Raw genomic sequence first — 26,674 nt, 5'->3', positions numbered from 1 at the left:
GAATTGGTCCAATAGGTTAGCAAACTTTAATACATTGAAACCCTGTTTTGATCAATCCCCGGCGACAAATTAGAGAGTTTTGTAGAAAAGTGTGGTCCCGGTCAGCTTCCCGTCAGGCATTTTTGCATAGTCCGGTATCACCCCTACTTTTTGCCATCCACAATTGTGGTAGAACAACTCAGCGTCACTCCCCGTCGCTGTATCAAGCACCAGCAGCGTTTTCCCTTGCTGACGCGCGCAGTTTTCGAGTTCGTTCATCAACGTCCGGGCAACACCACCGCGCCGCGCTGAGGGGTGAACCAGCAGCTTGGCGACATCAGCACGATGAGGTTGGTTTTCGGGTTGATCGATAATGAGCTGGACGGTACCGACAAGCACCCCCTGTGCGTTCTGCGTACCCAGAACAATCCTTTCTCCACGGTCAACGCTTTGCGCGACACTTATCCAGAAAGGCCGTGATTTATCACCACTAAAAGGGAGCATAAAGCTGACAGAGGCGCCATCATTGACGCATGTTTCAAGGATGTCGCTGAATTCATCGATTCTCGACAGAATCTGGGCCGAGCTCAGCACAAAACAGGGTTTACAGGAAGCCATTTTTTTCTCCTTAGAATGACCCCTTCATACTGCTTTTAACAATTGCACAACACAAGGAGTCATATCATAGGATTATGTTATCTATGGCTTGTTCATCTGGATCACTAGCCAGTGGTAGATAACCGTGACAACGTAACGCTGCTGTTCATCGTTTAACGCCACACCCTGAGGGATATCATGCCATTTCGCCAGACATCCCCGACAACAGGTCGCCGTGGCATGTTGAGCGATAAATACCGGATGCCCGCCCATGGGTGTCTGCTTACCGTCATTGGCAGGAAACGCGGGCGCCAGCCGTTTGGCAATAAAATCCGTGGCGTGTTGTTCGATAACCGGCGCGCCTTTATCCAGACAATACTGCCTTTCTTTCTGGCCAAGGCGAAACCGCGAGCGAAACGTTGATTTCGCCAGCCGGGCAAAAAGAGGATCGAGCGTGTTCATCAGTAAACCGAGCGCCCCAGTTGTTGCGTTAATTGCTCCAGCACGGCGATACCCGCCAGCGAATTTCCCGCCGCATCCAGTTCCGGACTCCAGACGGCAATCGCCATCTCGTGAGGCACGATAGCCACGATACCGCCCCCCACACCAGATTTCGCCGGTAAGCCCACTCGCCAGGCAAATTCCCCTGCGTTCTGATACATGCCACTGGTCGCCATCAGCGCGTTGATCTGCCGGGCCTGCATAGGCGTAACCACGGGCTCTGCAAGATGAAAAGCATGTCCCTGATTCGCCAGAAAGACGAACGTGCGCGCCAGCTCCACACAGCTCATTTTCAGTGCGCAGTAGTGAAAGTAATTTTGCAAAACGGTGGTCACGTCGTGGTGAAAATTGCCAAAGGACTTCATTAACCAGGCAATAGCCGCGTTACGCGCCGAGTGCTCAAACTCAGAACGCGCCACCGTCGCATCATAGGCGATATCCGAAACGCCGCTTAGCGCCCGTACCACTTCCAGCATCCGTTGACGCGGTGCGCTCAGACGTCCTTGCAGCATATCGCAAACCACCAGCGCCCCGGCGTTGATAAAGGGATTGCGTGGGATCCCTTGCTCCATTTCCAGCTGCACCAGGGAGTTGAAAGGATGACCGGAAGGATCCTTGCCGACGCGTTGCCAGATCTCATCTTCCTGATAGTGACGCATCGCCACGACCAGACTGAGCACCTTTGAAATTGACTGAATAGAAAAGCGCTCTTGCGCATCCCCCGCCTGATAGTGCTGTCCATCGACGGTGCAAATAGCAATACCCAGTTTTGAACCGTCGACAGAAGCTAAGGCAGGAATGTAATCAGCGACTTTACCCTGACCAATCAGCGGACGAACCTGCTGCACAATGGTCTCTAAAATTGAATTGTCCATGGCCCTGGCCACAACATGCTCCTTGCTCGCAGGTATGAAAGGCCTGCGAGTATAACAGAGCTGAATACGCAGCGTCAGGCCGGAAGGCGGAATCTGCCCACGGTCTGCATGAGCGGGTGAGATTCATGCCGTAGACAGAAACATTGCAGAATTAAGGCCGGTGCCCCCGTCGGAGGCACCCACAACATCAGAGGCGGTTTTTCCAGACGGTCTGTACATTACAAAACTCATGCAGACCAAAGTGTGAAAGCTCGCGGCCAAAACCACTTTTCTTCACGCCGCCAAAAGCAACGCGGGCATCGCTGGCGCTGTAACCATTGATAAATACGCCCCCACACTCCAGGCGTGACGCCATCTTCTGCGCCAGAGCTTCATCCGCGGTGAACACCGTGGCTGATAAGCCGAAATCACTGTCATTAGCCAGCGCTAAGGCATGTTCCGCATTCTTTGCAACGGTAATCGCTGCAACAGGGCCAAACAGCTCCTGACGAAAAGCCGTCATCTCCGGGGTGACATCACCCAGAACCGTCACGGCATAGTAATTGCCCTGACCCGCGATTTTTTCCCCGCCGAGAAGTAGCCTCGCGCCTTCGGCAAGGGAGGCTTCGACCTGCTGATGCAGCTCATCGCGCAGATCAAATCTTGCCATCGGACCCAGATCGTTTTCTTCGTTCAGCGGGTCGCCCATTTTGAGCGCGCTCGCGGCCGCCACAAAACGAGCCGTAAATTCTGCCGCAATTCCTTCTTCGATAATAAAGCGCTTTGCTGCCGCACAAACCTGCCCGGTATTCTGATAACGACCGGCGACCGCCGCCTTAACGGCCAGATCGAGGTCAGCATCATTAAGAACAATAAACGGATCGGAACCCCCCAGTTCAAGCACGCATTTTTTCAGCGCCGCACCCGCCTGAGCACCAATCGCCGCACCGGCTCGAACGCTGCCCGTCACCGTTACCGCCGCGATACGCGGGTCATTGATCATCTGACTTACCCCGGCGTTATCGGCATTCACCCAACCATAAACACCCGCGGGAACGCCCGCATCAGCAAAAACCTGCGCGATAATCGCAGCACAGCCGGTTACGTTTGGTGCATGCTTTAACAGATAGCCATTTCCGGCCAGCAGAATTGGAACGGCGCCGCGAAGTACCTGCCAGAGCGGGAAGTTCCACGGCATGATCGCCAGAATAGTTCCAACGGGGCGATACTCAATCACCGCCTGGTTGTTCTCCACCAGCGTAGGTTCCGGGTTGAGCATCGCCGGTCCATGTTCGGCGTACCAGTCACACAATGCGGCTGATTTGGCAACTTCACCACGCGCCTGCTTGATGGGTTTCCCCATTTCACGTGAGATACACTGCGCCATCTCTTCCGCGCGATGACGCAGAGCCTGCCCGATATGACGCAGCGTTTGCGCACGGTGCTCAACGGCAGTGTGTTTCCATTCGCGGCAGCCATTCGCGGCAAGGCTCAGCGCATGTGCAATCTCTTCAGTACTGGCCCACGGCATTGCCGCCAACCTTTCACCGTTGGTAGGGTTAACGGAAATCGCATGTGTTGCTGCTGTGATAGTCATAAGTGCCTCTCTTTATCGCAGGGTATGGTCATATCATGCGCATATTTACTCTTTCTGAAAAATGAATAATATTAACCACACCATTCACGAATAGAGAATATTATGGATCTGACGCAACTGGAAATGTTTAACGCCGTCGCGGAGACAGGCAGTATTACGCAGGCCGCCGCGAAGGTGCATCGCGTGCCATCCAATCTCACCACCCGTATTCGCCAGCTTGAAGCCGACCTTGGCGTCGATCTGTTTATTCGTGAAAATCAGCGTTTGCGGCTTTCCCCGTCCGGGCACAATTTTTTACGCTACAGCCAGCGGATCCTCGCCCTGGTTGACGAGGCGAGAATGGTCGTCGCCGGCGATGAACCGCAGGGGTTGTTCTCTCTTGGCTCGCTCGAAAGTACTGCCGCTGTGCGGATCCCCGCCACGCTGGCTGAATACAATCAGCGTTACCCCAAAATTCAGTTTGCACTGGCGACAGGTCCTTCAGGCACGATGCTGGACGGCGTGCTCGACGGGACGCTGAACGCCGCCTTTGTCGACGGCCCAATTACTCATCCAGGTCTTGAAGGAATGCCGGTCTACCGTGAAGAGATGATGATAGTCACTCCGCACGGTCATCCCCCTATCCAGCGGGCCAGCGATGTTAACGGTTGCAGCATTTACGCCTTTCGCGCCAACTGTTCCTATCGTCGCCATTTTGAAAGCTGGTTTCATGCCGATCGCGCAATGCCCGGCACCATTCATGAAATGGAGTCGTATCACGGCATGCTGGCTTGCGTCATTGCCGGTGCGGGTATCGCGCTGATCCCGCGTTCGATGCTGGAGAGCATGCCAGGACACCATCAGGTCCACGCCTGGCCGCTAAGCGAAAACTGGCGCTGGCTGAATACGTGGCTGGTCTGGCGCAGAGGGGCAATGACGAGGCAACTGGAAGCGTTTATTGAGGTATTGAACCCTCAGTTGTCGAAAAGCGCGGAATAATTCGCGATTCTCAAACAACGCCATCAATAGCGTTCCGGGTGAATTCACACGCCCGGAATTTCATTAATAATGAAACAGTTAAAATTACGCGGAATGTTCGGCAGTCAATTTTGCCACCTAGTCAATGAAATGAGATCAGCATCACGAAATGATTGTATTTTAGCCAGCAAAAGTTTTAAGATCGTGGCCTTACCTTTTCGCAGCTAATCCACCTAATTGATATGACAACAGACACTGTTTCCCGCAAGGTCGCGTGGCTTCGGGTAGTTACGCTTGCCATTGCCGGTTTTATTTTCAATACCACTGAGTTTGTCCCTGTCGGTTTGTTATCCGACATCGCACAAAGTTTTAATATGCAGACCGCTCAGGTCGGGATCATGCTGACGATCTACGCCTGGGTTGTCGCCCTGATGTCGCTGCCTTTCATGCTGCTTACCAGCCAGGTAGAACGCCGCAAACTTCTGATCTGCCTGTTTGTCGTTTTTATCGCCAGCCACGTTCTCTCTTTCCTGGCATGGAATTTTACCGTGCTGGTGATCAGTCGTATCGGTATTGCTTTTGCCCACGCTATTTTCTGGTCGATCACCGCATCGCTGGCGATTCGCCTCGCTCCAGCCGGGAAACGCGCGCAGGCTCTCAGCCTGATTGCGACCGGTACCGCGCTGGCGATGGTGTTGGGCCTGCCTATCGGGCGCATCGTTGGTCAGTATTTTGGCTGGCGTACCACCTTCTTCGCCATCGGTATGGGGGCGTTAGTCACCCTACTTTGCTTGATTAAGCTCCTGCCAAAATTACCCAGTGAGCATTCCGGTTCATTAAAAAGCCTGCCGGTTTTATTCCGCCGTCCGGCATTGATGAGCCTGTATCTGCTGACGGTGATTGTGGTCACCGCACATTACACGGCCTACAGCTATATCGAACCGTTTGTACAGACCGTCGCCGGGCTGAGCGCAAACTTTGCCACCGTGCTGCTGCTGGTTCTGGGTGGCGCGGGTATTGTCGGTAGCGTCATTTTTGGCAAGCTGGGTAATCAACATGCTTCCGTATTGATTAGTAGCGCCATTGCTCTGCTGACGGTGTGCCTGGTGCTGTTACTGCCCGCAGCGGACAGCGAAATGCATCTGGCCGTCCTGAGTATATTCTGGGGCATCGCCATTATGTTGATAGGCCTGGGTATGCAGGTGAAAGTGCTGGCGCTGGCCCCGGATGCCACCGACGTCGCAATGGCCCTTTTCTCAGGTATCTTTAATATCGGGATAGGCGCTGGCGCACTGGTGGGAAATCAGGTGAGTCTGCACTGGTCAATGTCTACGATTGGTTACGTAGGTGCAGTGCCTGCGGTTGTTGCGTTCATATGGTCGGTGATTATCTTCCGTAAATGGCCAGTATCACTGGAAGAGCAGCCTCAGCATTCATAAAAGCGTGCCCGGTAGACAATACCGGGCACGTTGTTTTAAGCGTAAGTTTTAATGATTTCCAGCACGCCGTTAATAATAAACTGCACGCCCATACATACCAGCAGGAAGCCCATCAGACGGGAGATCGCCTCAATACCGCCTTTGCCGACCAGGCGCATGATCCCGCCAGAACTGCGCAAACAGCCCCACAGGATAACCCCGACCACCGCAAAAATAATCGGCGGTGCGACCATTATCACCCAGTCCGGAAACTCAGCCCCATGACGCACGGTGGACGCCGAGCTGATGATCATTGCAATCGTACCCGGACCCGCGGTGCTTGGCATGGCCAGCGGAACAAATGCAATATTGGCAGTCGGTTCATCTTCCAGTTCTTCTGATTTGCTTCTCGCTTCCGGAGAGTCATGTGCCTTCTGCTGTGGAAACAACATTCGAAAGCCGATAAATGCAACGATTAACCCACCCGCGATACGTAACCCGGGAATCGAAATCCCGAAGGTATTCATCACCAGTTGTCCGGCATAATACGCCACCATCATGATGGCAAACACGTAAACGGACGCCATGAGTGACTGACGGTTACGCTCTGCGCTGTTCATGTTGCCGGCAAGGCCGAGGAACAACGCCACGGTGGTTAACGGGTTTGCCAACGGTAACAGGACTACCAGCCCCAGTCCTATTGCTTTAAACAAGTCCATCATAATGTCATCTTTCCTGTGCGTTAATCGTCAACGGCAAGTATACGGTGAAATCCGGGAGATAAGCCATTTTCGCGGTGTAAGGATTCATTTTTCATCCGCACGTATAAGCCATAATTTTCAAACCGTTAAAATTCCACTCGCCAAAAATTGAGTCTGATGATTTAGCAAAACGTGGCATTTGCTGACCCATTCATTTGACTTATATTTGCCTAAGCAATAATATCAGCCGTGACTAACTACTTGCCAGGGCAACCATTGTGAAAAGCACCAGTGATCTGTTTAACGAAATCATCCCACTGGGTCGTTTGATCTACATGGTTAATCAGAAAAAAGATCGTTTGCTAAACGACTATCTGTCACCGCTGGATATCACGGCATCACAGTTCAAGGTGCTCTGCTCCATCCGTTGCGCGGTGTGTATTACCCCTGTCGAATTGAAAAAAGTGCTGTCTGTCGATCTCGGCGCCCTGACGCGGATGCTGGACAGGCTGGCCTGTAAAGGCTGGATAGAAAGGCTTCCGAATCCACATGACAAGCGAGGCGTGCTGGTGAAACTCACCGAGCATGGCGCGGCAATTTGCGAGCAGTGTCATCAATTAGTAGGGCAAGACCTGCACCAGGAACTAACAAAAAACTTAACGGCGGATGAAGTGACCACGCTTGAGCATTTGCTGAAGAAAATCCTGCCGTAAACAGAAAGAGGTATGACGATGTCCAGACGCAATACTGACACAATCACTATTCATAGCATTTTGGACTGGATCGAAAATAACCTTGAATCGCCGCTCTCGCTGGAAAAGGTGTCAGAGCGTTCAGGTTACTCCAAATGGCACCTGCAACGGATGTTTAAAAAAGAAACCGGTCATTCACTGGGCCAATACATCCGTAGCCGTAAAATGACTGAAATAGCGCAAAAATTAAAAGAGAGTAACGAGCCGATCCTTTATCTGGCGGAGCGTTACGGCTTTGAGTCCCAGCAAACGCTGACCCGGACATTCAAAAACTATTTTGATGTTCCGCCGCATAAATACCGTATGACGAATATGCACGGCGAATCACGCTATTTGCTGCCACTCAATCAATGTAATTGCTAATCGCCAGTTAACGACGTAACCGAGGAAATCATGAAACTTCTGTCTTATGCGATGCTGGCCCTGCTGTATGTTGTTTCGGGCCAGAGCATGGCGGAACAGACCGCGCAGCCTGCCACACAAAACAGTCGTGACGCGATGATTATGCCGCCTGCGCACGATCGGTCCCCGTTCGATTTTAATCATATGGGTGCAGGCAGCGACAAATCCGACGAATTAGGTGTGCCTTATTACAATATGCGCAACCTGTAATTTTTTTGCCCCGTCACTGCGGGGCTTTTTTTTACCCTCTCGCCTGCGCAGTCTTACGCAACCGAAAGCCAAACACATTGATGTACAATCCAGCCATGATCAGCAGCGCACCGAGCAGTTGTAATCCGGTAAGCGTTTCATCCAGCAGCACGGCCGCGCTCGCCAGTCCAACAACCGGCACCAACAGCGACAACGGCGCGACACGCCAGGTTTCATAACGCCCGAGTAAAGATCCCCAGATGCCATAACCCACAATGGTTGCCACAAACGCCAGATAAACCAGTGACAGAATGGTGGTCATATCTATCGTCACCAGACTTTGGATAATTTGCGTTGGGCCATCGAGAAGTATTGAGGCGAGGAAGAATGGGACAACAGGAATCAACGCACTCCATACCACCAACGACATCACCGCCGGGCGTGACGTATGCTGCATGATTTTTTTATTAAAGATATTACCGCTGGCCCAGCTTAGTGCCGCCGCCAGCGTCAGCATAAAACCGAGCATGCCAACATGCTGTCCGTTCAGACTGGCCTCAATCAGCACCAGCACGCCAAATATGGCCAGCGCAATTCCTACCCGTTGTTTACCTTGCAGACGTTCACCAAAGGCGAATGCCCCCAGAATGATGGTGAAAAACGCCTGAGCCTGTAATACCAGAGAAGCTAACCCGGCAGGCATACCGAATTTGATGGCGCTAAAGAGAAACGCGAACTGCCCAAAACTGATGGTCAGCCCATAGCCGAGCAGCAGTGAAAGCGGAATTTTCGGCCGGGCAACAAAGAAAATCGCCGGAAATGCCACCAGTAAAAAACGCAACCCAGCCAGCATTAAGGGTGGCATATTGTGTAGCCCCACTTTGATGACGACAAAGTTCAGCCCCCAAACCACAACGACCAGTAACGCTAATAACCCGTCTTTACGCGACATACCACCGCCCCTGCGAATATTAAATTTTTGTAAACAAATTAAAGTAACGGAAATCGTTGTGCCGTAACAGATCATTAATTCAGGTAGGCCACACAGGGCATTTTCGGACAACTTATTGAGTGTACATCACACTTTTAGCATGCTATTTGTTTCTGATATCTAAAAAAAACATAACAACATGCATTGTCGGGCAGGAAAATGAATATCTCTCTGAGAAGGTCCACTCTCGCGTTACTCGCGTCATCATTGTTATTAACGATTGGGCGTGGCGCCACGCTGCCCTTTATGACGATCTACCTCAGCCGACAGTACAATCTGAGCGTCGACCTGATCGGTTATGCGATGACGGTCGCACTGACCATTGGCGTCGTGTTCAGCCTTGGCTTTGGTATTCTGGCCGACAAGTTTGATAAAAAACGCTATATGCTGCTGGCTATCTGCGGCTTTGCCTCTGGCTTTATTGCTATTCCACTGGTGCATAACGTAGTGGTAGTGGTTTTGCTCTTTGCCCTGATCAACTGCGCCTACTCCGTCTTCGCCACGGTGCTGAAAGCCTGGTTTGCCGATAATCTCTCGGCGACCAACAAGACAAAAATTTTCTCGCTTAACTATACCGTGCTGAACATCGGCTGGACCGTAGGCCCACCGCTGGGCACGCTACTGGTGATGCAAAGCATTAACCTGCCGTTCTGGCTCGCTGCTGCATGTTCAGCACTCCCTCTGGTGTTTATCCAGACCTGGGTAAAACGTTCACCAGCAGCATCAGAAGGTTTGAACGCCGCAGTTTGGTCCCCCTCGGTACTGCTGCGCGACAGAGCATTATTCTGGTTTACGCTGTCAGCATTTTTGGCGTCATTCGTTGGTGGTGCCTTTGCGTCCTGTATTTCGCAATACGTTATGGTGGTTGCAGACGGCGATTTTGCCGAGAAAGTGGTGGCAGTCGTCCTGCCTGTTAACGCCGCCATTGTGGTATCACTGCAATATGCCCTCGGGCGCAGGCTCACCGCCACCAATATCCGCCCGCTAATGACTGTAGGCACGCTGTTCTTTGTGGTCGGTCTGGTTGGCTTCACCTTCTCCGGCAACAACCTGGTGTTATGGGGCATTTCTGCGGCCTTTTTCACTATCGGTGAGGTCATTTACGCGCCGGGTGAATACATGCTCATCGACAACATCGCGCCTGCAGGAATGAAAGCCAGCTATTTTTCCGCCCAGTCGTTAGGCTGGTTGGGCGCAGCGGTAAACCCATTAGTCAGCGGCGTCATTTTAACCACATTGCCGCCGTGGTCGCTGTTTGTGGCGCTGATGGTGGCGATCGTTCTTGCCTGGGCGCTAATGATAAAAGGCATGCGCGCCAAACCCTGGGGCCAGACGGCGGTCTGCTAATGATGATCGCGACAGAGCCAAAGCCGCTCTGTCGCGAATCTCAAATGGCGACCAGCCCTCGAACGCCTTCGGATTCCATATTTTTACCGTCACCGCTTTGAATAATGCTGCCTCGCGACATGAGTAAGTATTTGTCGGCCAGTTGCTGCGCAAAATCATAGAACTGCTCCACCAGCAAAATGGCCATGTCACCCCGGTGCGCCAGTTGAGAAATCACCTGCCCAATTTCTTTAATCACTGACGGCTGGATCCCCTCCGTGGGCTCATCGAGGATCAACAACTGCGGGCGACTGGCCAGCGCTCGTCCAATCGCCAGTTGCTGCTGTTGCCCGCCGGACAAATCTCCGCCCCGCCGATGTTTCATCTCCTGTAGAACCGGAAAGAGCGCATAGATATCATCCGGCACACGTCTGGCCTCCTGTGCTGAAAAACGGGAAAGGCCGAGCAGCAGGTTCTCTTCTACCGTCAGACGCGGGAAAATATCGCGACCCTGTGGTACATACGCCACACCGGCCCTGACCCGCTGATGCGGCTTCCAGTGAGTGACATTTTTCTCCTGCCAGAACACACTCCCACTGCGGGCAGGAATAAGCCCCATCAGGCACTTCAGAAGCGTCGTTTTCCCCACGCCGTTACGCCCCAGAAGACATGTCACCTCGCCGATATGCGCCTCAAAGTTCACACCTCGCAGAATATGGCTGCCACCATAATATTGATTCAGTTCTTTCACCTGCAACATCTGTGCTCCTTAACGCCCGAGATAAACTTCAATAACCTGCTCGTTGGCCTGCACTTCGCGCAGACTTCCCTGAGCCAGAACGCGTCCCTGGTGTAAGACCGTGACGCGATCGGCAATGGTTTCGACAAATCCCATATCGTGCTCAACAACCATCAGCGAGTGCTTCCCGGCAAGCTTACGAAACAGCTCCGCAGTGTATTCCGTCTCCGCATCCGTCATACCCGCCGCGGGTTCATCCAGCAGCAGTAAATGCGGCTCCTGTACCAACAGCATGCCAATTTCGAGAAACTGTTTTTGCCCGTGAGAAAGCAGCCCGGCGCGGCGGGCCCGCTCGTTGCCCAGCCGCAACAGCGCCAGTATTTCATCTATACGATCCCGTTGTTCGCCGGTGAGGCGCGCCCGTAAAGAGCCCCAGACAGATTTATCGCTTTTCAGCGCCAGCTCCAGATTCTCCTCTACCGTTAACGCTTCAAATACCGTGGGTTTCTGAAACTTCCGCCCAATTCCCTGACGTGCAATAGCGATGGGATCCAGCGTTGTTAAATCGGTCGACTGATCGTATATCGCCCGACCACTTTGCGGCCTGGTTTTGCCGGTAATAACATCCATTAGCGTCGTTTTTCCGGCACCGTTGGGACCAATGATGCAACGCAGCTCCCCAACGCCAATATTGAGCGTGAGATCCGTTAACGCCTGGAAGCCATCGAAGTTAACGTTAATTTTTTCCAACTGGAGCACCGGGTCCGTTTGGTTGCGAAACCGATCGCCTGGCATCTGGCGAGTAAAAAGCCCTTCATCTGGCTGCATTATTTGTCTCCCTTGCGAAACAGACCCATCACGCCACGAGGCAAAAAAAGCGTAACGCCAATAAAGATCAGGCCAAGAAACAGCTGCCAGTATTCCGGCATAATGACGGTAAACAGGCTTTTAGCGCCGTTCACCAGTACGGCGCCAAATACCGGGCCAATCAGGGTTCCACGCCCGCCAAGGGCAACCCAAATCGCCGCTTCTATCGAGTTGGTCGGCGACATTTCGCTGGGGTTAATGATTCCCACCTGCGGAACATACAACGCCCCCGCCAGGCCGCACAGCACGGCGGAAAGCGTCCACACCAGCAGCTTGAAACCTTTCGGATCGTAACCACAGAACATCAGACGGTTCTCGGCGTCGCGCACGGCAGTGAGAATTCGACCAAACTTACTGCGGGCCAGCGCCAGTCCCAGCCATATTGCCAGCACCAGCAGCATGACCGTCGCCAGAAACAGCGCGATACGGGTTGAGGTCGCGGTTACCGGAAATCCCAAAATGGTGGTAAAACCGGTAAAACCGTTATTTCCCCCAAAGCCGGTTTCGTTGCGGAAAAACAGCAACATCCCGGCGAAAGTCAGGGCCTGAGTCATGATGGAGAAATAGACCCCTTTGATTTTTGAACGGAAGGCAAACCAGCCAAATACCAGCGCCAGCAGGCCCGGCACCAGCACAACCAGCAACATCGCCCAGATAAAATGTTGCGTTCCCCACCAAAACCAGGGCAGCTCGGTCCACGACAGAAACGACATAAAGGCCGGTAATCCTTCGCCGGAAGCCTGGCGCATCAGATACATTCCCATCGCATATCCCCCCAGCGCAAAGAAAATACCGTGGCCCAGCGAGAGCATTCCCGCATAGCCCCACACCAGATCCAGTGCCACCGCCACAATGGCATAGCAGAGAATTTTCCCGGCCAGAGTCAATGTCCACACCGATATGGCCAGCGGATGATCCGCAGGTAACAGCGCCAGAAACGGCAGAATAATCAGCGCCAGCAGTAAACCCAGCCCCAGGATACGTGTCGCGCGCGGCGCTTTACGCGCCAGCGTTAATGTCATTGGCATCGTCATCAGTCAATAACCCTCCCTTTCAACGCGAACAGCCCCTGAGGACGTTTCTGAATAAACAAAATAATCAGCACCAGGATCATAATCTTACCGAGAACAGCTCCCACCTGAGGCTCAAGAATTTTGTTGAAAATCCCAAGCCCAAACGCAGCGGCTACACTCCCCGCGAGTTGTCCCACGCCGCCCAGCACCACCACCAGAAACGAATCGATAATGTAGCTTTGCCCCAGCTCCGGTCCTACGTTGCCTAACTGCGAGAGCGCTACGCCCCCCAGTCCGGCAATCCCTGAACCAAGACCAAAGGCCAGCATATCCACACGTCCGGTAGGTACGCCGCAGCAGGCCGCCATATTGCGATTTTGCGTCACCGCACGTACGCGCAGTCCGAGACGGGTTTTATTCAACAACAGCCAGGTGAAGAACAGCACCAGAATGGCAAAGCCAAACACCACAATTCGGTTCCACGGCAAAATCAGATTGGCATAAACCTGAATGCCCCCGGAAAGCCATTCCGGATTAGCGACTTCAAGGTTTTGCGCGCCGAAGGACATACGCACTAACTGGATAAGCATCAGACTGATCCCCCACGTTGCCAGCAGGGTTTCGAGCGGACGCCCGTATAAATGGCGGATCACTCCGCGCTCGAGTAGCATTCCGACCCCAGCGGTAAGCAAAAAGGCGACCGGAAGCGCAATAACCGGATACCAGGCCAACCATTGCGGGAAAAACTGGCCCATCAGCTGTTGCACCATCCAGGTACCGTAAGCGCCGAGCATTAACATCTCACCATGCGCCATATTAATGACGCCAAGTAAGCCGTAGGTTATCGCCAGACCCAATGCCGCCAGCAGCAAAATGGAGCCCAGCGACAATCCCATAAATGCCTGTCCAAGAAGATCGCCAACCTTCATGCGATGCGCGATGGCATTCAGGCTTTCGTCAGCGGCAGCACGAACGCGGGCATCAGGTTCATGTTCAGCATGGGTGAATGGCTGCAGGCGCGCCTGGGTTTCAGGATCGTTCGACGCCCCTAGCAGTTCGATTGCCTGACGTCTGATCTCAGGCGAAGTACTGGTCAGTTGCAGGTTTGCCAGTGCAATAGCCAGTAAAGATTTCACGCCAGCATCGGGCTCCTGGGCCAGTCGTTGCTGCAAAAACGGCAGCATCCCCGGCTGGGCCTCACGCTGTAATGTACGCGCTGCCCCGCTCCTTTGCGTGACGCTGTCACTTAATAGCTGGTGGACGGCCAAGGTTCCGGCAACCAGATTACGCAGGCGGTTAGTCAGGCGGATTTTTTTTAGCTCGCCGTTCGGACCTGCCGCCGTTCCTAGCGGTTGTACGTGCGACCCGTTCATGATGAACGCGTTTTTCGCGTTATCTGTCAGCAGGTTCTCATCACTCAGCGCTTTGAGCACCGGCAAGCGTTGAACGTCGGGTTTTACCGACCATTGTTCTAGCAAGGCGGCCTGCTGAGTCCGGTTGGCGACGGTAAAGGTATCGGCATCTGCGGCCTGCGCTATCCACGGCAAAAGCCACGTCAGCAACAACACACCACGAATAAAGCGCATGGCTTTCATGAGCATTCTCCAAAGCGTAGCCCTCCCGCAGGAGGGCGTAAGATCAGTTGCTGGCGGTTTTAACGGGCTGTTCAGATTTTTTATCATTACCGGCGATATACGGACTCCACGGCTGGGCGCGAACCGGCGCTTCGGTTTGCCACACCACGTTAAACTGGCCGTTGCCTTCAATCTCGCCAATCATGACGGGTTTATGCAGGTGATGGTTGGTCGCATCCATGGTCAGGGTAAAGCCTGATGGTGCCGCGAATGATTGTCCTGCCATAGCCGCCCGGACTTTATCCACGTCGGTAGTTCCGGCTTTTTCTACTGCCTGCGCCCACATATGCAGGCCAACATAAGTGGCTTCCATAGGGTCGTTGGTCACCACCGAATCAGCATTCGGCAGCTTATGCGCTTTGGCATACGCCCGGTAATCCGCGACGAACTTCTTGTTGGCCGCATTATCTACGGACTCAAAGTAGTTCCACGCAGCCAGGTTGCCCACCAGCGGTTTAGTATCGATACCGCGCAACTCCTCCTCACCCACAGAGAATGCCACCACCGGTACATCCGTGGCTTTCAGGCCCTGGTTCGCTAACTCTTTATAGAATGGAACGTTAGAATCCCCGTTGATGGTCGATACCACCGCCGTTTTTCCCCCTGCGGCGAATTTTTTAATACTGGCAACAATGGTCTGGTAATCGCTGTGTCCGAATGGGGTATACACCTCTTCGATGTCTTTATCGGCCACGCCTTTCGAATGCAAAAAGGCGCGTAAAATTTTGTTAGTCGTACGCGGATAGACATAGTCCGTACCCAGCAGGTAGAAGCGCTTAGCGCTGCCGCCGTCCTCACTCATCAGATACTCAACCGCCGGGATCGCCTGCTGATTAGGCGCAGCGCCGGTATAGAAGACGTTAGGTGACATCTCCTCACCTTCATATTGCACCGGGTAAAACAGCAGACCGTTCAATTCTTCAAATACCGGTAAAACCGATTTACGCGAAACCGATGTCCAGCAGCCGAAAACCGCCGCTACCTTGTCCTGGCTCAGTAACTGACGTGCTTTTTCAGCAAATAACGGCCAGTTCGAAGCCGGGTCAACCACCACCGGTTCCAGCTTTTTGCCCAACACACCGCCCTGCGCATTGATTTCATTAATAGTCATCAACGCCACATCTTTCAGCGGCGTTTCGGAAATAGCCATGGTGCCGGATAACGAATGCATGATGCCAACCTTAATAGTGTCGGCCGCCTGAACGCTAAAACTCATTCCCATTGCGACAACAGAGGCGGAAAGCGCAAAAGCTTTTAAAAATGTACGACGCTGCATAGTTTCACTCCTGAAATTAGTCTTGTTGAAAGCTCCGGTGCAGCCGGGCAGACAAAACGGTGCAAATTAAGGGTATTCAGAAGTGATAAGGCAAAAACGATGCCAGATATTCAAACATCATATAAAATCAATGAATTAGAATTTTAGGCACAAAAATCAGTATTAATTTTTGCCGCCAGAAGGATTAATCGCGTGAAAGATTGAACCACAATGAGACAACTCTGCATTATAAACGTGCAACAATCTGTGTCTGTCACACACGGTCATAACGGCGTGCCCCAGTATAAAAACGTGGTTATTTGTTCGCAGATAACCGTGCCTTGTCACTATTATTTATTTTTCCCGACGTAATCACGTCAAAATTTTACTTTTCCGCCGAAATAATCACACAGTTCAGCCTTTGTTTAAGATTGAATTGCTACTATAGTCATAAGCGAGGTGAACTTAAGGTAAGAGAGGAAACTCACAAATAAAGGAGCATTTACTATGCTGGGTAATATGAATATTTTTATGGCTGTTCTGGGAATTATTTTATTTTCCGGTTTCCTGGCCGCGTATTTTAGCCACAGATGGGATGATTGATGAACGGAGATAGTCCTGAACCGACCCGGCCCCTTGCTGCGTAGCTGCACAAGGGGCCATTTTTTTACCTGAATTCCCCCTCCCGGCACCTTTTCCCTGATGTACAGATAAAAAAAACCGCCGGATAAACCAGCGGTAAATGCTTGCATGGATAGATTTGTGTTTTGCTTTTATACGCTACCTGGCAATTCCCTGCGAAGATAACGGATAGTTGGCTAATCTATCATCGACAACCCCAATGAACGTTAAACGAAACGTAACTACCTTCTATAAGTGATGTTGGCCGCTAATGAGATTCTTGCAAACCGTACAGTAATCCATGTCATCGCCATGGTTATAAAATGAGCTATTTATTGCTTCATAGTGTATGGTAAGCACCCCATCACAAGGACAATCAATATGTCGATACTCAAAGATATTAAGATGCGTACTTTACGACCAGTGAAAAGTACCTGTCCTCACTGCTGCCGCCAGTCAATGCACAGCCTGTCGAGAATAAAAAACAACATAACGTTAGTCTGCCCCAACTGCGGCAATACCTACCTTCCTTCCCAAAGCAAACCAGTCAAGTAACGTAAGGACAGGAAAACAATGCCGACCTTTCACCAGCAGCACTCCCTACCCGAGCGTCTCTATGAGATGCAAGGCATCAATACCCAACAACGATTCATTTTGCTGAAGAAAAAATCCAGCTAACAACCGGGCACCACGCCCGGTTCAATTTTCTGGCTGACCTGTCTTAAGCGCTCAAGCCACGATGTTCCAGCATGGGTTCCATGCGCGGTTCACGCCCGCTCCACTGGCGATAAAGTTCAGTTAAATCAGTGCTGTTTCCGCGGGACAAAATTGCTTCGCGGAATTTCTGTCCGTTTTCACGGGTTAATCCGCCCTGCTCTACGAACCACTGGTAGCCGTCATCGGCCAGCATTTGCGTCCACAGATAGGCATAATAACCTGCGGCATAACCGCCACCGAAGATATGGGCAAAATAACTGCTGCGATAACGCGGCGGCACGGCCTTGAGATCCAAACCTTCCGCCGCCAGCGCCTGCAGTTCAAATTGATCGACCGGATGAGATGACTCGCTCAACTCCAGAGAGTGCCAGCGCATATCCAGCAATGCCGCGCTGAGCAGTTCGGTCATGTCGTAACCTTTGTTAAACAGACTGGCCCGCTGCATTTTATCCCGCAATGCCTGCGGCATTTGCTCCCTGGTATCAACATGTCGGGCAAAACGGGCAAAGACCTGAGGATGGCTCGCCCAGTGTTCGTTGATCTGTGAAGGAAACTCGACAAAATCACGCGGAGTGTTGGTCCCAGAAAGCGTGGCATAACGCTGAGTGGCGAACAGACCGTGCAACGTATGTCCAAATTCATGAAATAGCGTAATAACATCATCCCACAGCAGCAATGCAGGCTGATCCTGCGCAGGTTTTTGATAATTACAGACGTTGTAAATAACCGGTTTGGTTTCGTTAAGCAGCGATTGCTCAACAAAATTGCCCATCCAGGCTCCGCCGCTTTTTGATTCCCGGGCAAAGAAATCACCGTAAAATAGCGCCAACCCTACGCCATCATGATCGAATATTTCCCATACCCGAACATCCGGGTGATAAACCGGAATGTCGAATCGCTCAACGAATTTGATGCCAAAGAGTTGATTGGCCGTCCAGAAAACGCCCTCGTTCAGCACCGAATCCAGGGCAAAGTAAGGTTTGAGCTGTGCCTCATCAAGGTCATATTTCTCACGACGGACCTGCTCGGCATAAAACGACCAGTCCCAGGCCTCGGCGCTAAACGACTCGTGTTCTTGAAAGATAACGTTCTGGATTTCAGCCTGCTCATCCAACGCCCGCGCCCGCGCGGCTGGAACAATAGATCGCATAAATGTCAGTGCCGCTTCCGGCGTTTTTGCCATCTGGTCGGCAATTTTCCAGGCTGCGTAATTGGCAAAACCAAGCAGTTGCGCCTGCTGCATCCGGATTGCTACCAGTCGCTGAATAATAGCTCGCGTGTCGTTGCCATCATCATTTTCAGCCCGCATCCATGCGCGGGTGAACAGTTTTTCGCGGGCCTGACGATCGCGTAAAACCGCAAGCGCCGGTTGCTGTGTTGTGTTTAATAGCGGGATAACCCAACGCGCTTCAAGCCCTTTCGTCCTTGCAGCTTCGGCAGCAACGGCAATTTCTTCTGTGCTCAGCCCCTCCAGCTGCCGGATATCATCCACCACCATAGCACCTGACGTGTTTGCTGCCAGCAACCGTTGATTGAACTGGCTGGTCAGCGTGGCTGACTCCGTATTGAGCGCTTTAAGTTTGGCTTTATCGGTCTCGTTCAGACGGGCGCCGGCCAGTACAAAACGCTGATACACAACCTCCAGCAGACGTATTGATTCGCTATCCAGACTTAACGTACCACGCCTCTGCCAGACGGCTTCGACACGGGCGAAAAGCGCGCCATTGAGATAAATATCATTGGCAAGGTTCGCCAGCTCTGCGGAAAACTCTTCGTCAAGGCGCTGTAGTTCATCGTTGGTGTGCGCCGCCGTCATCGCGAAGAAAACGCTGGTCACGCGCGTGAGCAGCCCCCCGCTTTGTTCAAGCGCCAACAACGTATTAGCAAAATCAGGAACCTGTGAGTTTTGCACAATAGCGTCGATCTCGGCGCGTTTTTGCCGCACGCCTTCATCAAACGCTGGACGATAATGCTGCACGTCGATCTGATCAAACTGCGGCGCCTGATACGGCAATGTGCTGTGGTGTAAAAATGGATTCGTTAACGACATCTTTCACTCCTGAAAACGATTTGTTTACCAGAGTAGACTTCCCGGGAATCGACCGCAATCGCGTTAAGCAGGAATAGCTCTGAACGGAAATGACGTGCTATGGTAGTACTACATAAAAAGCGTTGAGGAACAGTGAGATGATCGTTTTAGTAACCGGAGCAACCGCAGGTTTTGGTGAGTGCATTACGCGTCGTTTTATTGAGAATGGGCATAAAGTTATTGCCACCGGACGCCGCCAGGAGCGCCTGCAGGAACTCAAAGATGAGCTGGGTGACCGCCTCTATACCGCGCAACTGGACGTACGTAATCGTGCATCAATTGAAGAGATGCTGAACGCCTTACCCGCTGAATGGCGCGATATTGATGTTCTGGTCAACAACGCGGGTCTGGCGCTGGGCCTTGAGCCAGCCCACAAGGCCAGCGTTGAAGACTGGGAAAATATGATCGACACCAACAACAAAGGCCTGGTTTATATGACCCGTGCCGTTCTGCCAGGCATGGTTGAGCGCAACCGCGGTCATATTATCAATATCGGTTCTACCGCGGGTAGTTGGCCATACGCTGGCGGGAACGTCTACGGTGCGACCAAAGCGTTTGTTCGCCAGTTTAGCCTGAATTTACGTACTGACTTACACGGCACTGCGATTCGCGTTACCGACATTGAACCGGGTCTGGTTGGCGGTACGGAATTCTCTAACGTACGTTTCAAAGGCGATGACGCTAAAGCTGAAAAAGCCTACGAAAATACCACTGCGCTGACCCCGCAAGATGTTACAGAAGCGGTATGGTGGGTGGCGTCTTTACCCGCTCATGTCAACATTAACACCCTTGAAATGATGCCTGTCACACAGTCTTTTGCCGGACTGAGTATTCATCGGAGCTAATTTCTCTGCCCGGCCTTGCGCCGGGTATAGATAGCCTGAAATAAGTGATAAGATCTCCGGGTTAACTCTCTAAAAAGTAAGAATGAATGACCGTAGAAACGCAGCTCAACCCTACACAACCGGTAAATCAACAGATTTACCGTATTCTTCGTCGAGATATCGTGCACTGTCTGATTGCACCCGGTACGCCGCTGTCGGAGAAAGAGGTTTCCGTACGCTTTAATGTGTCACGCCAGCCGGTACGAGAAGCATTCATCAAACTGGCAGAGAACGGTCTGATTCAGATCCGCCCGCAGCGTGGCAGCTACGTAAACAAAATTTCGCTGTCGCAGGTGCAGAACGGCTGTTTTGTTCGCCAGGCAATTGAATGTGCCGTGGTCCGCCGCGCCGCATCACTGATCACTGATAAACAGTGCTATCAGCTCGAACAAAATCTGCATCAGCAACGCATCGCGATTGATCGAAAACAAATCAATGATTTCTTCCAGCTAGATGACGAATTTCATCAGAAACTGGCTTTAATCGCCGAGTGCCAGCTCGCCTGGGACACCGTTGAGAATATTAAGGCCACGATTGACCGCGTTCGCTATATGAGCCTGGATCATATCTCTCCGCCTGAAATGCTGCTGCGTCAGCATCACGATATTTTTACCGCACTTGAGAAACATGATGGCGATGCCGTAGAGCGCGCAATGATGCTGCATCTCCAGGAAATTGGTGAGTCCGTTCAGCTAATCCGTCAGGAAAATAGCGACTGGTTCAGCGAAGATTAATATTACGCTCACCTCACACCGAGGTGAGTTTCTCCTGCCTTCCCCTCTCCCGCACATCTGCACAAAAAAAGCTGTGATTTTGATCGAAAACAAAAAAAATCATTAACGAGAAGCGTATTTATATTGCGCCCGTTACGTGGGACTAGAGCCCACGGGCTTTGACGGTAAGTTGGAAAGGAGAAAACACCATGAAAACATACGATCGTAACCGTAACGCAATCACCACTGGCAGCCGCGTCATGATTAGCGACACCGGACTTACAGGCCGCATTACAGCGATAGATACCGATGGCCTGACCGCTGAGCAAATTCGCCGCGGGAAAACAGTGGAAATCGAAGGGTGTGAAGGTAAATATGCTCCCCTCGAACTGATTCGTTTGGGCATGAACTAATTGGTGTGAATGCCAGAAAACAATGCGCCATCTGGCCCGTTTATAGCCAGATGGCGACTTAAATGATGTTCTCGTTACTTCAGTTTTGCTGCATACTTCGCAACGGTTGCTTTCGCCCCTTCAGCCAGTAAAGCAAGATAGGCTTGTGTGACCTGATTCTTGAACAATTCTACCTGCGGCAGTTCACGACCAAAAATAGCATCGATCGCCAGCAGCGCCTGGACACGATCTTCGCCCTCGTTACTGCTATGCACCGCTTTCTGGATCACCGGTAACAGCGGATCGCTGATTTCAATCGCCTGGCCCTGATCATCCACACCGCCGACGTAACGCATCCAGCCAGCCACGCCCAGCGCCAGCAGTTCAAAGTGGCTACCGTGCACAATGTGCCAGCGAACGGAGTCCAGCATACGCTGCGGCAGTTTTTGACTGCCGTCCATCGCGATCTGCCAGGTGCGATGACGCAGTGCCGGGTTGCTGTAGCGCTCAATTAACAGATCGGCATAGTGCGGAAGATCCACACCTTTCACTTTTAACGTGGGCGCTTGTTCCTGCAACATCAGCGCGCGCGCGGCGAGGCGATAATTTTCATCGCCCATGCAATCGTTAATGTGCTGATATCCCGCCAGATACCCCAGATAAGCAAGGAAAGAGTGGCTGCCGTTGAGCATACGCAGTTTCATCTCTTCAAACGGAATGACATCAGCAACCAGCTCCGCTCCCGCCTTCTCCCATTCAGGGCGACCAGCGACAAAGTTATCTTCTATAACCCACTGACGGAACGGTTCACATGCCACGCCTGCCGGGTCGCGTACGCCGGTGATGTGTTCAATTTTGTCCAGCGTATCCTGGGTAACTGCAGGGACAATGCGGTCAACCATTGTCGACGGGAATGTGACATGTTGTTCGATCCACGCAGCCAGTTCCGCATCTACCGCCCGGGCATACGCGGTGACAACATTGCGCATCACATGACCGTTTTCCGGCATGTTGTCGCAGGACATCACGGTAAAGGCGGCCAAACCCGCAGCTTTGCGGCGTGCAAGCGCCTCAACCACAACGCCTGGCGCAGTTTTTGGCTGTTTTGGATTTTGTAGATCGGCGGCAATCATCGGGTTGTCTAACATCAATTGACCGGTCGCCGGAGAATGGCAATACCCTTTCTCGGTAATGGTCAGGGAAACAATCGCAACCTGCGGTTCACTCATCGCAGCCAGTACGCTTTCCAGACCATCAACCTGCGCATGCAGCGCATTTTTCACCACGCCCACGACTCTTGCAGTCCAAGCATCCGCAGACATTTCTGCAACGGTATACAGGTTATCTTGCTGTTTCAGATCGGCAATCTGCTGCTCGCCGCCAATCAGGTTCACTTCGCAATAGCCCCAGTCACTGCCGTGATCTGCAGCGAGAATGTCAGCGTAAACCCCCTGATGTGCGCGGTGAAATGCGCCAAACCCCAGATGAACAATACGCGGAACCAGTTTTGTACGATCGTAGTCGGGAACTGCAGCCTTTGCCGTTAAGAGCTTGTTTTGCATGGTATGACCTACTTATCAATGAAATCAGGATTGATTCAGAGTAACGCCTGTATGGTTGTATGTTTTGATTTGCATTAAGCTTTTTATGATTGGTATGACATCACTTAAAGCTGTGTACCAGCATAAACGGAGAACGAGCGCCTCCGTTCATGCTGCTGCTGTGGATTAGCTTGCCTGGGTCGCTGAACATCGCACCTTATCGGCTTTACTCACCTCGGCAGCATCCTCAAGCGCACTCAGATCGCGGTCTTTCACCTCTGGCATCAGCAGCGCGGAAAACAAACCGATCAGTGAGTAGGCAATGACCATCACCAGAATTGGCCACCAGGAGTTAGTCATGTTACAGAAGATACCAGCCAGAACCGGACCAAAACCAACGGCAACCAGCCCACCCGCCTCTTTTGAAATCGCCATGCGTGTGAATCGGTTACGGGCACCGAACATTTCAGCCATGGTAATATTTTCGAGAGCAAATAATCCCAATACGGCAAAGTTATGAATAACAATCAGTGCCGTCATAATAACGCCCGGACTATACGTTTTATCCACGACGATTGAGAGCATTGGGTAAGCCAGAATAATTGCCGAAATATTCAGAATAATATAAGGCAACCGGCGACCAAACTTATCAGACAACCAACCGAGCAGCGGTATCGTAATAAATCCTAGTACCGAACTAATCATTAAAGCATCGGTGGGTATTGATTTATCAAATAACAACGTCTGCACTAAATACCCAGCAAGGAAGGTTTGGATTAACCCAGAGTTACCCGCCTGTCCAAACCGTAAACCGGTTGCCAGCCAGAAGGATTTACTGGTAAACATCGCCCCTAGTGTATTTTCCGACGAATTATTTAATGCTGGAGAATTTTCCTCATCATTAACTTTCTCAAATACCGGACTTTCTTTGAGATTCATACGTAACCAGATGGCAAAAATCATTACCACAACACTTGCCAGGAACGGAATTCGCCAGCCCCAGGCTAACAGTTCTTCCCGGTCAAGAGCAAAGAACATCACCGCCCAGATAGCAGTTGCACTAAGGGTTCCACAGTTTGTCCCCATGGCGACAAGCGAGGAAATGATGCCGCGTTTGCCTTTTGGCGCATACTCAGCAAGCATAGTCCCTGCGCCCGAGATTTCAGCCCCCGCGCCAAGCCCTTGTACGATACGCAGCGTCACCAGCAATACGGGAGCAAAGATACCGATTTGTGCATACGTTGGCAGTACGCCGATTAATGTTGTGCAGATCCCCATCATGGTGATGGTAATAAACAGCACCTTTTTACGCCCAATGCTATCTCCCATTTTGCCAAATATAAATGCTCCGACGATACGAGCAATATATCCTGCACCATAGGTACCCATTGCTAAAATGAGCGCCATCGCTGCAGACTGTTCCGGGAAAAATATCTCATGGAATACCAGCGCGGCCCCCAGAGAATATAATTGGAAATCCATAAATTCGAGCGCAGTACCTAACCATCCGGATACGGCGGCTCTGACCAGATCCTTCGTTGATCTTTCGTGTTTTTCTTGATTCATATTGGCTATCTCTAAGAGGTAAGATGCGTACCACTTACTCGCAGTTATTTATATTATTCAGTGAATGTGAGTAAAACTTTGCAGCAGTGCTGCTGATCTTTCTCAAACAATTCAATTGCGTCGGTAACGTGGTGATAGTCAAAAGTATGGGTAATAAGTTGGTTAGGATCGATAAGTCCGTTGACTAACCAATCAATAACAACCGGGAATTTGTTCGCATTTAATCTTGAGGAATAAATTGAAAGTTCTTTCCCGGTAATGCCTTGTTGAACAATCTGACAAGGATCGCTGGAGAAGCCCATCAGAACAATCCGCGCGGCTGGCGATGCCAGCGTGATAGCCTCCTGTAAAATAGATGGATGACAAGCGGCATCCACGATGATGGTCGGTTTTAGCCCTTTTTCCGTCAGGAAATCTTGCAACGATTGCTGACTATTATTGACTGCCCAGTCTGCACCGCACTGCTTCGCCATGCTAAGGCGTTCATCGATTCTGTCAGCAATCACCACGGTTTTTACTTTATAGACACGTTTAAGCGCCTGTACGGTGGTCAGCCCCATAGGACCCGCGCCATAAATCAGCGCAATATCGTTTTCTGTTGGATTTATTTGCCCGGTTACGTTTGCGGCGATGGTAAAAGGCTCAACCATAACGGCATGCTCATCAGGCACGGCATCGGGGATCGTCCAGGCATTTTTCTCTGGCACGACAGCGTACTCGCTAAAACCGCCATCGCGATGCACGCCCAGCACCACCAGCGATGTGCAAACGTTAGGTTTACCAATTGAACAGGGATAACAATGTCCGCAACTGATAACCGGATCAACGGATACTCGCTCGCCCATTCGCGAACGGTCAACACCTTCACCTACCGCATCAATCACGCCAAAAAACTCGTGGCCAATCACACGTGGGTATTTTGCAAATGGATTGTGTCCGCGATAAATATGGCTGTCAGAACCACAAATTCCCGCCAGTTTCACCCTAACCCTGACTTCGCCTACAGAGGGTTCTGGTACCGGTAGCTCGGCAATATTCAGCGTATTTGGTTTTTCAATCACAATACTTTTCATAGCAAATCACTCCTTACCAGTTCCACAACGTGCCATCTTCCAGACGAGCAACAGGCAGATATGCAGGGTCATACGGATATTTCGCCGCCAGCTTTTCATCAAACTCGATCCCAAGACCTGGTTTGTCTCCAGGATGCATATAGCCGTTATCAAAGGTCCAGTTGTGCGGGAACACTTCCAACATTTGCTCGGAATACCCCATATATTCCTGTACGCCGAAGTTCGGCACCCACAGATCAAAGTGCAACGCGGCGGCCATGCATACTGGAGACAGATCGGAAGGTCCATGCGAACCGGTACGTACCTGATACAACGACGCGAAATCGGCAATTCGACGCATGCCAGTGATACCGCCCGCATGGGTGATGGTGGTGCGGATATAGTCGATCAATTGCTCTTCGATAAGCTGTTTGCAGTCCCAGATGCTGTTGAAAACTTCCCCTACCGCAATCGGCGTGACCGTATGCTGGCGGATCAGGCGGAAGCATTCCTGGTTTTCAGCCGGGGTTGGGTCTTCCATCCAGAACAGACGGTATTGCTCGATGCTTTTGCCGAAACGGGCCGCTTCAATTGGCGTCAGACGGTGGTGCATATCGTGCAGAAGATGTTCGTTGAAACCAAACTTGTCGCGCACGGCTTCAAACAGTGTTGGTGTGAAATCGAGATACTTCTCCGTTGACCATAACTGCTCTTCTGGCCACTGCCCTTTGGTGGCGGGTTCGTAGGCCAGTCCTTTGCCTTTAGACATACCGTAAGTGGTTTTCATACCCGGCACGCCGCACTGCACGCGAATTGCTTTAAAGCCCATCTCTTTATGGCGCGCATAATCTTCGAGTACGTCATCAACGGTATGGCCTGTGGTGTGACAGTAAACCATAACGCCTTCACGAGATGCACCGCCGAGCAGCTGGTACAACGGCATATTCGCCGCTTTCGCTTTGATGTCCCACAATGCCATATCCACCGCGGAAATCGCCGACATGGTGACCGGACCACGACGCCAGTACGCGCCTTTGTAGAAAAACTGCCAGATGTCCTCAATTCGGTGCGCATCGCGACCAATCAGTTGCGGACAAACATGATCTTTCAGATAGGACGCTACGGATAACTCGCGTCCGTTTAACGTGGCATCTCCCAGCCCAGTGATCCCATCGTCTGTCGTAATTTTCAACGTGACAAAATTACGCCCCGGACAGGTGACAAACACTTCAGCCCCAACAATCTTCATTTCTTATTCCTTGCATTTGTTCTTGTGATGCAGGAAATTTACCCAACTGAGCTACTACCATACAAGTATGAAGATCAA

General features: G+C 51.7%; 27 protein-coding genes. 11 read left to right on the top strand and 16 right to left on the bottom strand.

Going from position 1 to position 26,674, the window contains the following annotated elements; genetic code table 11:
• Window positions 1–69 precede the first annotated feature (69 nt).
• The 4 genes from OGV75_RS16350 to sad form a co-directional block, all read right to left on the bottom strand.
• Window positions 70–597 carry a GNAT family N-acetyltransferase gene (locus OGV75_RS16350; protein ID WP_200046704.1) on the bottom strand — a complete coding sequence of 176 codons (528 nt, stop codon included), beginning with the start codon at window positions 595–597 and terminating at the stop codon, window positions 70–72.
• A gap of 81 nt (window positions 598–678) precedes the next feature.
• Window positions 679–1,038: a DUF4186 domain-containing protein gene (locus tag OGV75_RS16345; protein WP_279268004.1), complete on the bottom strand. Its 360-nt coding sequence runs from the start codon at window positions 1,036–1,038 to the stop codon at window positions 679–681.
• Window positions 1,038–1,964, bottom strand: a complete 927-nt coding sequence (gene glsB, locus OGV75_RS16340) for a glutaminase B (RefSeq protein WP_016153077.1) — start codon at window positions 1,962–1,964, stop codon at window positions 1,038–1,040. Before glsB ends, OGV75_RS16345 begins: the two co-directional genes overlap by 1 nt.
• 175 nt (window positions 1,965–2,139) lie before the next feature.
• Window positions 2,140–3,528, bottom strand: a complete 1,389-nt coding sequence (sad, locus tag OGV75_RS16335) for a succinate-semialdehyde dehydrogenase (protein ID WP_075848226.1) — start codon at window positions 3,526–3,528, stop codon at window positions 2,140–2,142.
• Between the two features lie 102 nt (window positions 3,529–3,630).
• On the opposite strand from sad, the gene ptrR reads away from it, so the two are divergent.
• Window positions 3,631–4,506: a putrescine utilization regulator PtrR gene (gene ptrR, locus OGV75_RS16330; protein ID WP_047417518.1), complete on the top strand. Its 876-nt coding sequence runs from the start codon at window positions 3,631–3,633 to the stop codon at window positions 4,504–4,506.
• 221 nt (window positions 4,507–4,727) lie between these two features.
• On the top strand, window positions 4,728–5,924 hold the full coding sequence (locus tag OGV75_RS16325) for a sugar transporter (protein ID WP_019076778.1): 1,197 nt from the start codon (window positions 4,728–4,730) through the stop codon (window positions 5,922–5,924).
• Between the two features lie 35 nt (window positions 5,925–5,959).
• Here the strand turns inward: OGV75_RS16325 and OGV75_RS16320 are convergent, their stop codons facing one another.
• The gene (locus OGV75_RS16320) at window positions 5,960–6,625 is read right to left on the bottom strand and encodes a MarC family NAAT transporter (RefSeq protein ID WP_016153073.1); all 666 of its coding nucleotides are present in this window, start codon (window positions 6,623–6,625) and stop codon (window positions 5,960–5,962) included.
• 257 nt (window positions 6,626–6,882) lie between these two features.
• Between OGV75_RS16320 and marR the strand changes: the two genes are divergently transcribed.
• From marR to marB, 3 genes are read left to right on the top strand one after another with little or no spacing between them, the layout of a single operon-like run.
• The gene (gene marR / locus OGV75_RS16315; RefSeq protein WP_016156485.1) at window positions 6,883–7,317 is read left to right on the top strand and encodes a multiple antibiotic resistance transcriptional regulator MarR; all 435 of its coding nucleotides are present in this window, start codon (window positions 6,883–6,885) and stop codon (window positions 7,315–7,317) included.
• An 18-nt stretch (window positions 7,318–7,335) separates the two neighbouring features.
• Window positions 7,336–7,719, top strand: coding sequence for an MDR efflux pump AcrAB transcriptional activator MarA (gene marA / locus OGV75_RS16310; protein WP_003032424.1), 384 nt, complete (start codon window positions 7,336–7,338; stop codon window positions 7,717–7,719).
• Window positions 7,720–7,749: 30 nt separating this feature from the next.
• Complete coding sequence (gene marB, locus OGV75_RS16305; protein ID WP_016153071.1) at window positions 7,750–7,968, top strand: multiple antibiotic resistance protein MarB; 219 nt, start codon at window positions 7,750–7,752, stop codon at window positions 7,966–7,968.
• Between the two features lie 31 nt (window positions 7,969–7,999).
• Here the strand turns inward: marB and eamA are convergent, their stop codons facing one another.
• Window positions 8,000–8,899 carry an O-acetylserine/cysteine exporter gene (eamA, locus tag OGV75_RS16300; RefSeq protein ID WP_019076776.1) on the bottom strand — a complete coding sequence of 300 codons (900 nt, stop codon included), beginning with the start codon at window positions 8,897–8,899 and terminating at the stop codon, window positions 8,000–8,002.
• A 198-nt stretch (window positions 8,900–9,097) separates the two neighbouring features.
• Between eamA and ydeE the strand changes: the two genes are divergently transcribed.
• Window positions 9,098–10,285 carry an efflux MFS transporter YdeE gene (gene ydeE, locus OGV75_RS16295; RefSeq protein WP_047359042.1) on the top strand — a complete coding sequence of 396 codons (1,188 nt, stop codon included), beginning with the start codon at window positions 9,098–9,100 and terminating at the stop codon, window positions 10,283–10,285.
• A gap of 40 nt (window positions 10,286–10,325) precedes the next feature.
• On the opposite strand, the gene urtE is transcribed toward ydeE, so the two are convergent.
• From urtE to urtA, 5 genes are read right to left on the bottom strand one after another with little or no spacing between them, the layout of a single operon-like run.
• The gene (gene urtE, locus OGV75_RS16290; protein WP_286480904.1) at window positions 10,326–11,024 is read right to left on the bottom strand and encodes an urea ABC transporter ATP-binding subunit UrtE; all 699 of its coding nucleotides are present in this window, start codon (window positions 11,022–11,024) and stop codon (window positions 10,326–10,328) included.
• Between the two features lie 9 nt (window positions 11,025–11,033).
• A complete protein-coding gene (urtD, locus tag OGV75_RS16285; RefSeq protein ID WP_016153067.1) occupies window positions 11,034–11,831 on the bottom strand; it encodes an urea ABC transporter ATP-binding protein UrtD in 798 nt (265 codons plus the stop codon).
• Entirely contained in the window at window positions 11,831–12,904 is a 1,074-nt protein-coding gene (urtC, locus tag OGV75_RS16280; RefSeq protein ID WP_046276388.1) for an urea ABC transporter permease subunit UrtC, read from the bottom strand. The genes urtD and urtC overlap by 1 nt, the downstream gene beginning before the upstream one ends.
• The gene (gene urtB / locus OGV75_RS16275; RefSeq protein ID WP_286480903.1) at window positions 12,904–14,478 is read right to left on the bottom strand and encodes an urea ABC transporter permease subunit UrtB; all 1,575 of its coding nucleotides are present in this window, start codon (window positions 14,476–14,478) and stop codon (window positions 12,904–12,906) included. The genes urtC and urtB overlap by 1 nt, the downstream gene beginning before the upstream one ends.
• Before the next feature lie 43 nt (window positions 14,479–14,521).
• Window positions 14,522–15,793, bottom strand: a complete 1,272-nt coding sequence (urtA, locus tag OGV75_RS16270) for an urea ABC transporter substrate-binding protein (protein WP_016156478.1) — start codon at window positions 15,791–15,793, stop codon at window positions 14,522–14,524.
• Window positions 15,794–16,279: 486 nt separating this feature from the next.
• On the opposite strand from urtA, the gene mgtS reads away from it, so the two are divergent.
• Together mgtS and OGV75_RS23560 are read left to right on the top strand one after the other, a co-directional pair.
• Entirely contained in the window at window positions 16,280–16,375 is a 96-nt protein-coding gene (mgtS, locus tag OGV75_RS16265; protein WP_003032406.1) for a protein MgtS, read from the top strand.
• A gap of 399 nt (window positions 16,376–16,774) precedes the next feature.
• On the top strand, window positions 16,775–16,948 hold the full coding sequence (locus OGV75_RS23560; protein ID WP_213083734.1) for a YnfU family zinc-binding protein: 174 nt from the start codon (window positions 16,775–16,777) through the stop codon (window positions 16,946–16,948).
• Between the two features lie 166 nt (window positions 16,949–17,114).
• Here the strand turns inward: OGV75_RS23560 and dcp are convergent, their stop codons facing one another.
• A complete protein-coding gene (dcp, locus tag OGV75_RS16260; protein ID WP_286480902.1) occupies window positions 17,115–19,160 on the bottom strand; it encodes a peptidyl-dipeptidase Dcp in 2,046 nt (681 codons plus the stop codon).
• 137 nt (window positions 19,161–19,297) lie between these two features.
• On the opposite strand from dcp, the gene ydfG reads away from it, so the two are divergent.
• The 3 genes from ydfG (at window position 19,298) to ydfZ (ending at window position 21,209) form a co-directional block, all read left to right on the top strand.
• Window positions 19,298–20,044 (top strand): bifunctional NADP-dependent 3-hydroxy acid dehydrogenase/3-hydroxypropionate dehydrogenase YdfG, encoded by a 747-nt coding sequence (gene ydfG / locus OGV75_RS16255; RefSeq protein WP_016153061.1) that lies wholly within the window; start codon window positions 19,298–19,300, stop codon window positions 20,042–20,044.
• An 86-nt stretch (window positions 20,045–20,130) separates the two neighbouring features.
• The gene (locus OGV75_RS16250) at window positions 20,131–20,817 is read left to right on the top strand and encodes a GntR family transcriptional regulator (RefSeq protein ID WP_016153060.1); all 687 of its coding nucleotides are present in this window, start codon (window positions 20,131–20,133) and stop codon (window positions 20,815–20,817) included.
• 188 nt (window positions 20,818–21,005) lie between these two features.
• Window positions 21,006–21,209, top strand: a complete 204-nt coding sequence (gene ydfZ, locus OGV75_RS16245; protein ID WP_003032393.1) for a putative selenium delivery protein YdfZ — start codon at window positions 21,006–21,008, stop codon at window positions 21,207–21,209.
• 74 nt (window positions 21,210–21,283) lie between these two features.
• Here ydfZ and OGV75_RS16240 read toward each other — a convergent pair whose 3' ends face one another.
• The 4 genes from OGV75_RS16240 to rspA all read right to left on the bottom strand — a co-directional run bounded on the left by OGV75_RS16240 (window position 21,284) and on the right by rspA (window position 26,596).
• Window positions 21,284–22,750 carry a mannitol dehydrogenase family protein gene (locus tag OGV75_RS16240; RefSeq protein WP_131379314.1) on the bottom strand — a complete coding sequence of 489 codons (1,467 nt, stop codon included), beginning with the start codon at window positions 22,748–22,750 and terminating at the stop codon, window positions 21,284–21,286.
• 165 nt (window positions 22,751–22,915) lie between these two features.
• Window positions 22,916–24,295, bottom strand: coding sequence for an MFS transporter (locus OGV75_RS16235; RefSeq protein ID WP_286480901.1), 1,380 nt, complete (start codon window positions 24,293–24,295; stop codon window positions 22,916–22,918).
• 53 nt (window positions 24,296–24,348) lie between these two features.
• Window positions 24,349–25,368, bottom strand: a complete 1,020-nt coding sequence (locus OGV75_RS16230) for a Zn-dependent oxidoreductase (protein ID WP_200084058.1) — start codon at window positions 25,366–25,368, stop codon at window positions 24,349–24,351.
• Window positions 25,369–25,381: 13 nt separating this feature from the next.
• Window positions 25,382–26,596 (bottom strand): starvation-sensing protein RspA, encoded by a 1,215-nt coding sequence (gene rspA, locus OGV75_RS16225; RefSeq protein ID WP_016153056.1) that lies wholly within the window; start codon window positions 26,594–26,596, stop codon window positions 25,382–25,384.
• Window positions 26,597–26,674: the final 78 nt, after the last annotated feature.

This window comes from Citrobacter sp. Cb028, assembly GCF_030336705.1.
GTDB lineage: Bacteria > Pseudomonadota > Gammaproteobacteria > Enterobacterales > Enterobacteriaceae > Citrobacter > Citrobacter braakii.
The sequence above is the reverse complement of the archived record's forward strand: the minus strand, read 5'-3'. Positions and strand labels throughout refer to the sequence as shown.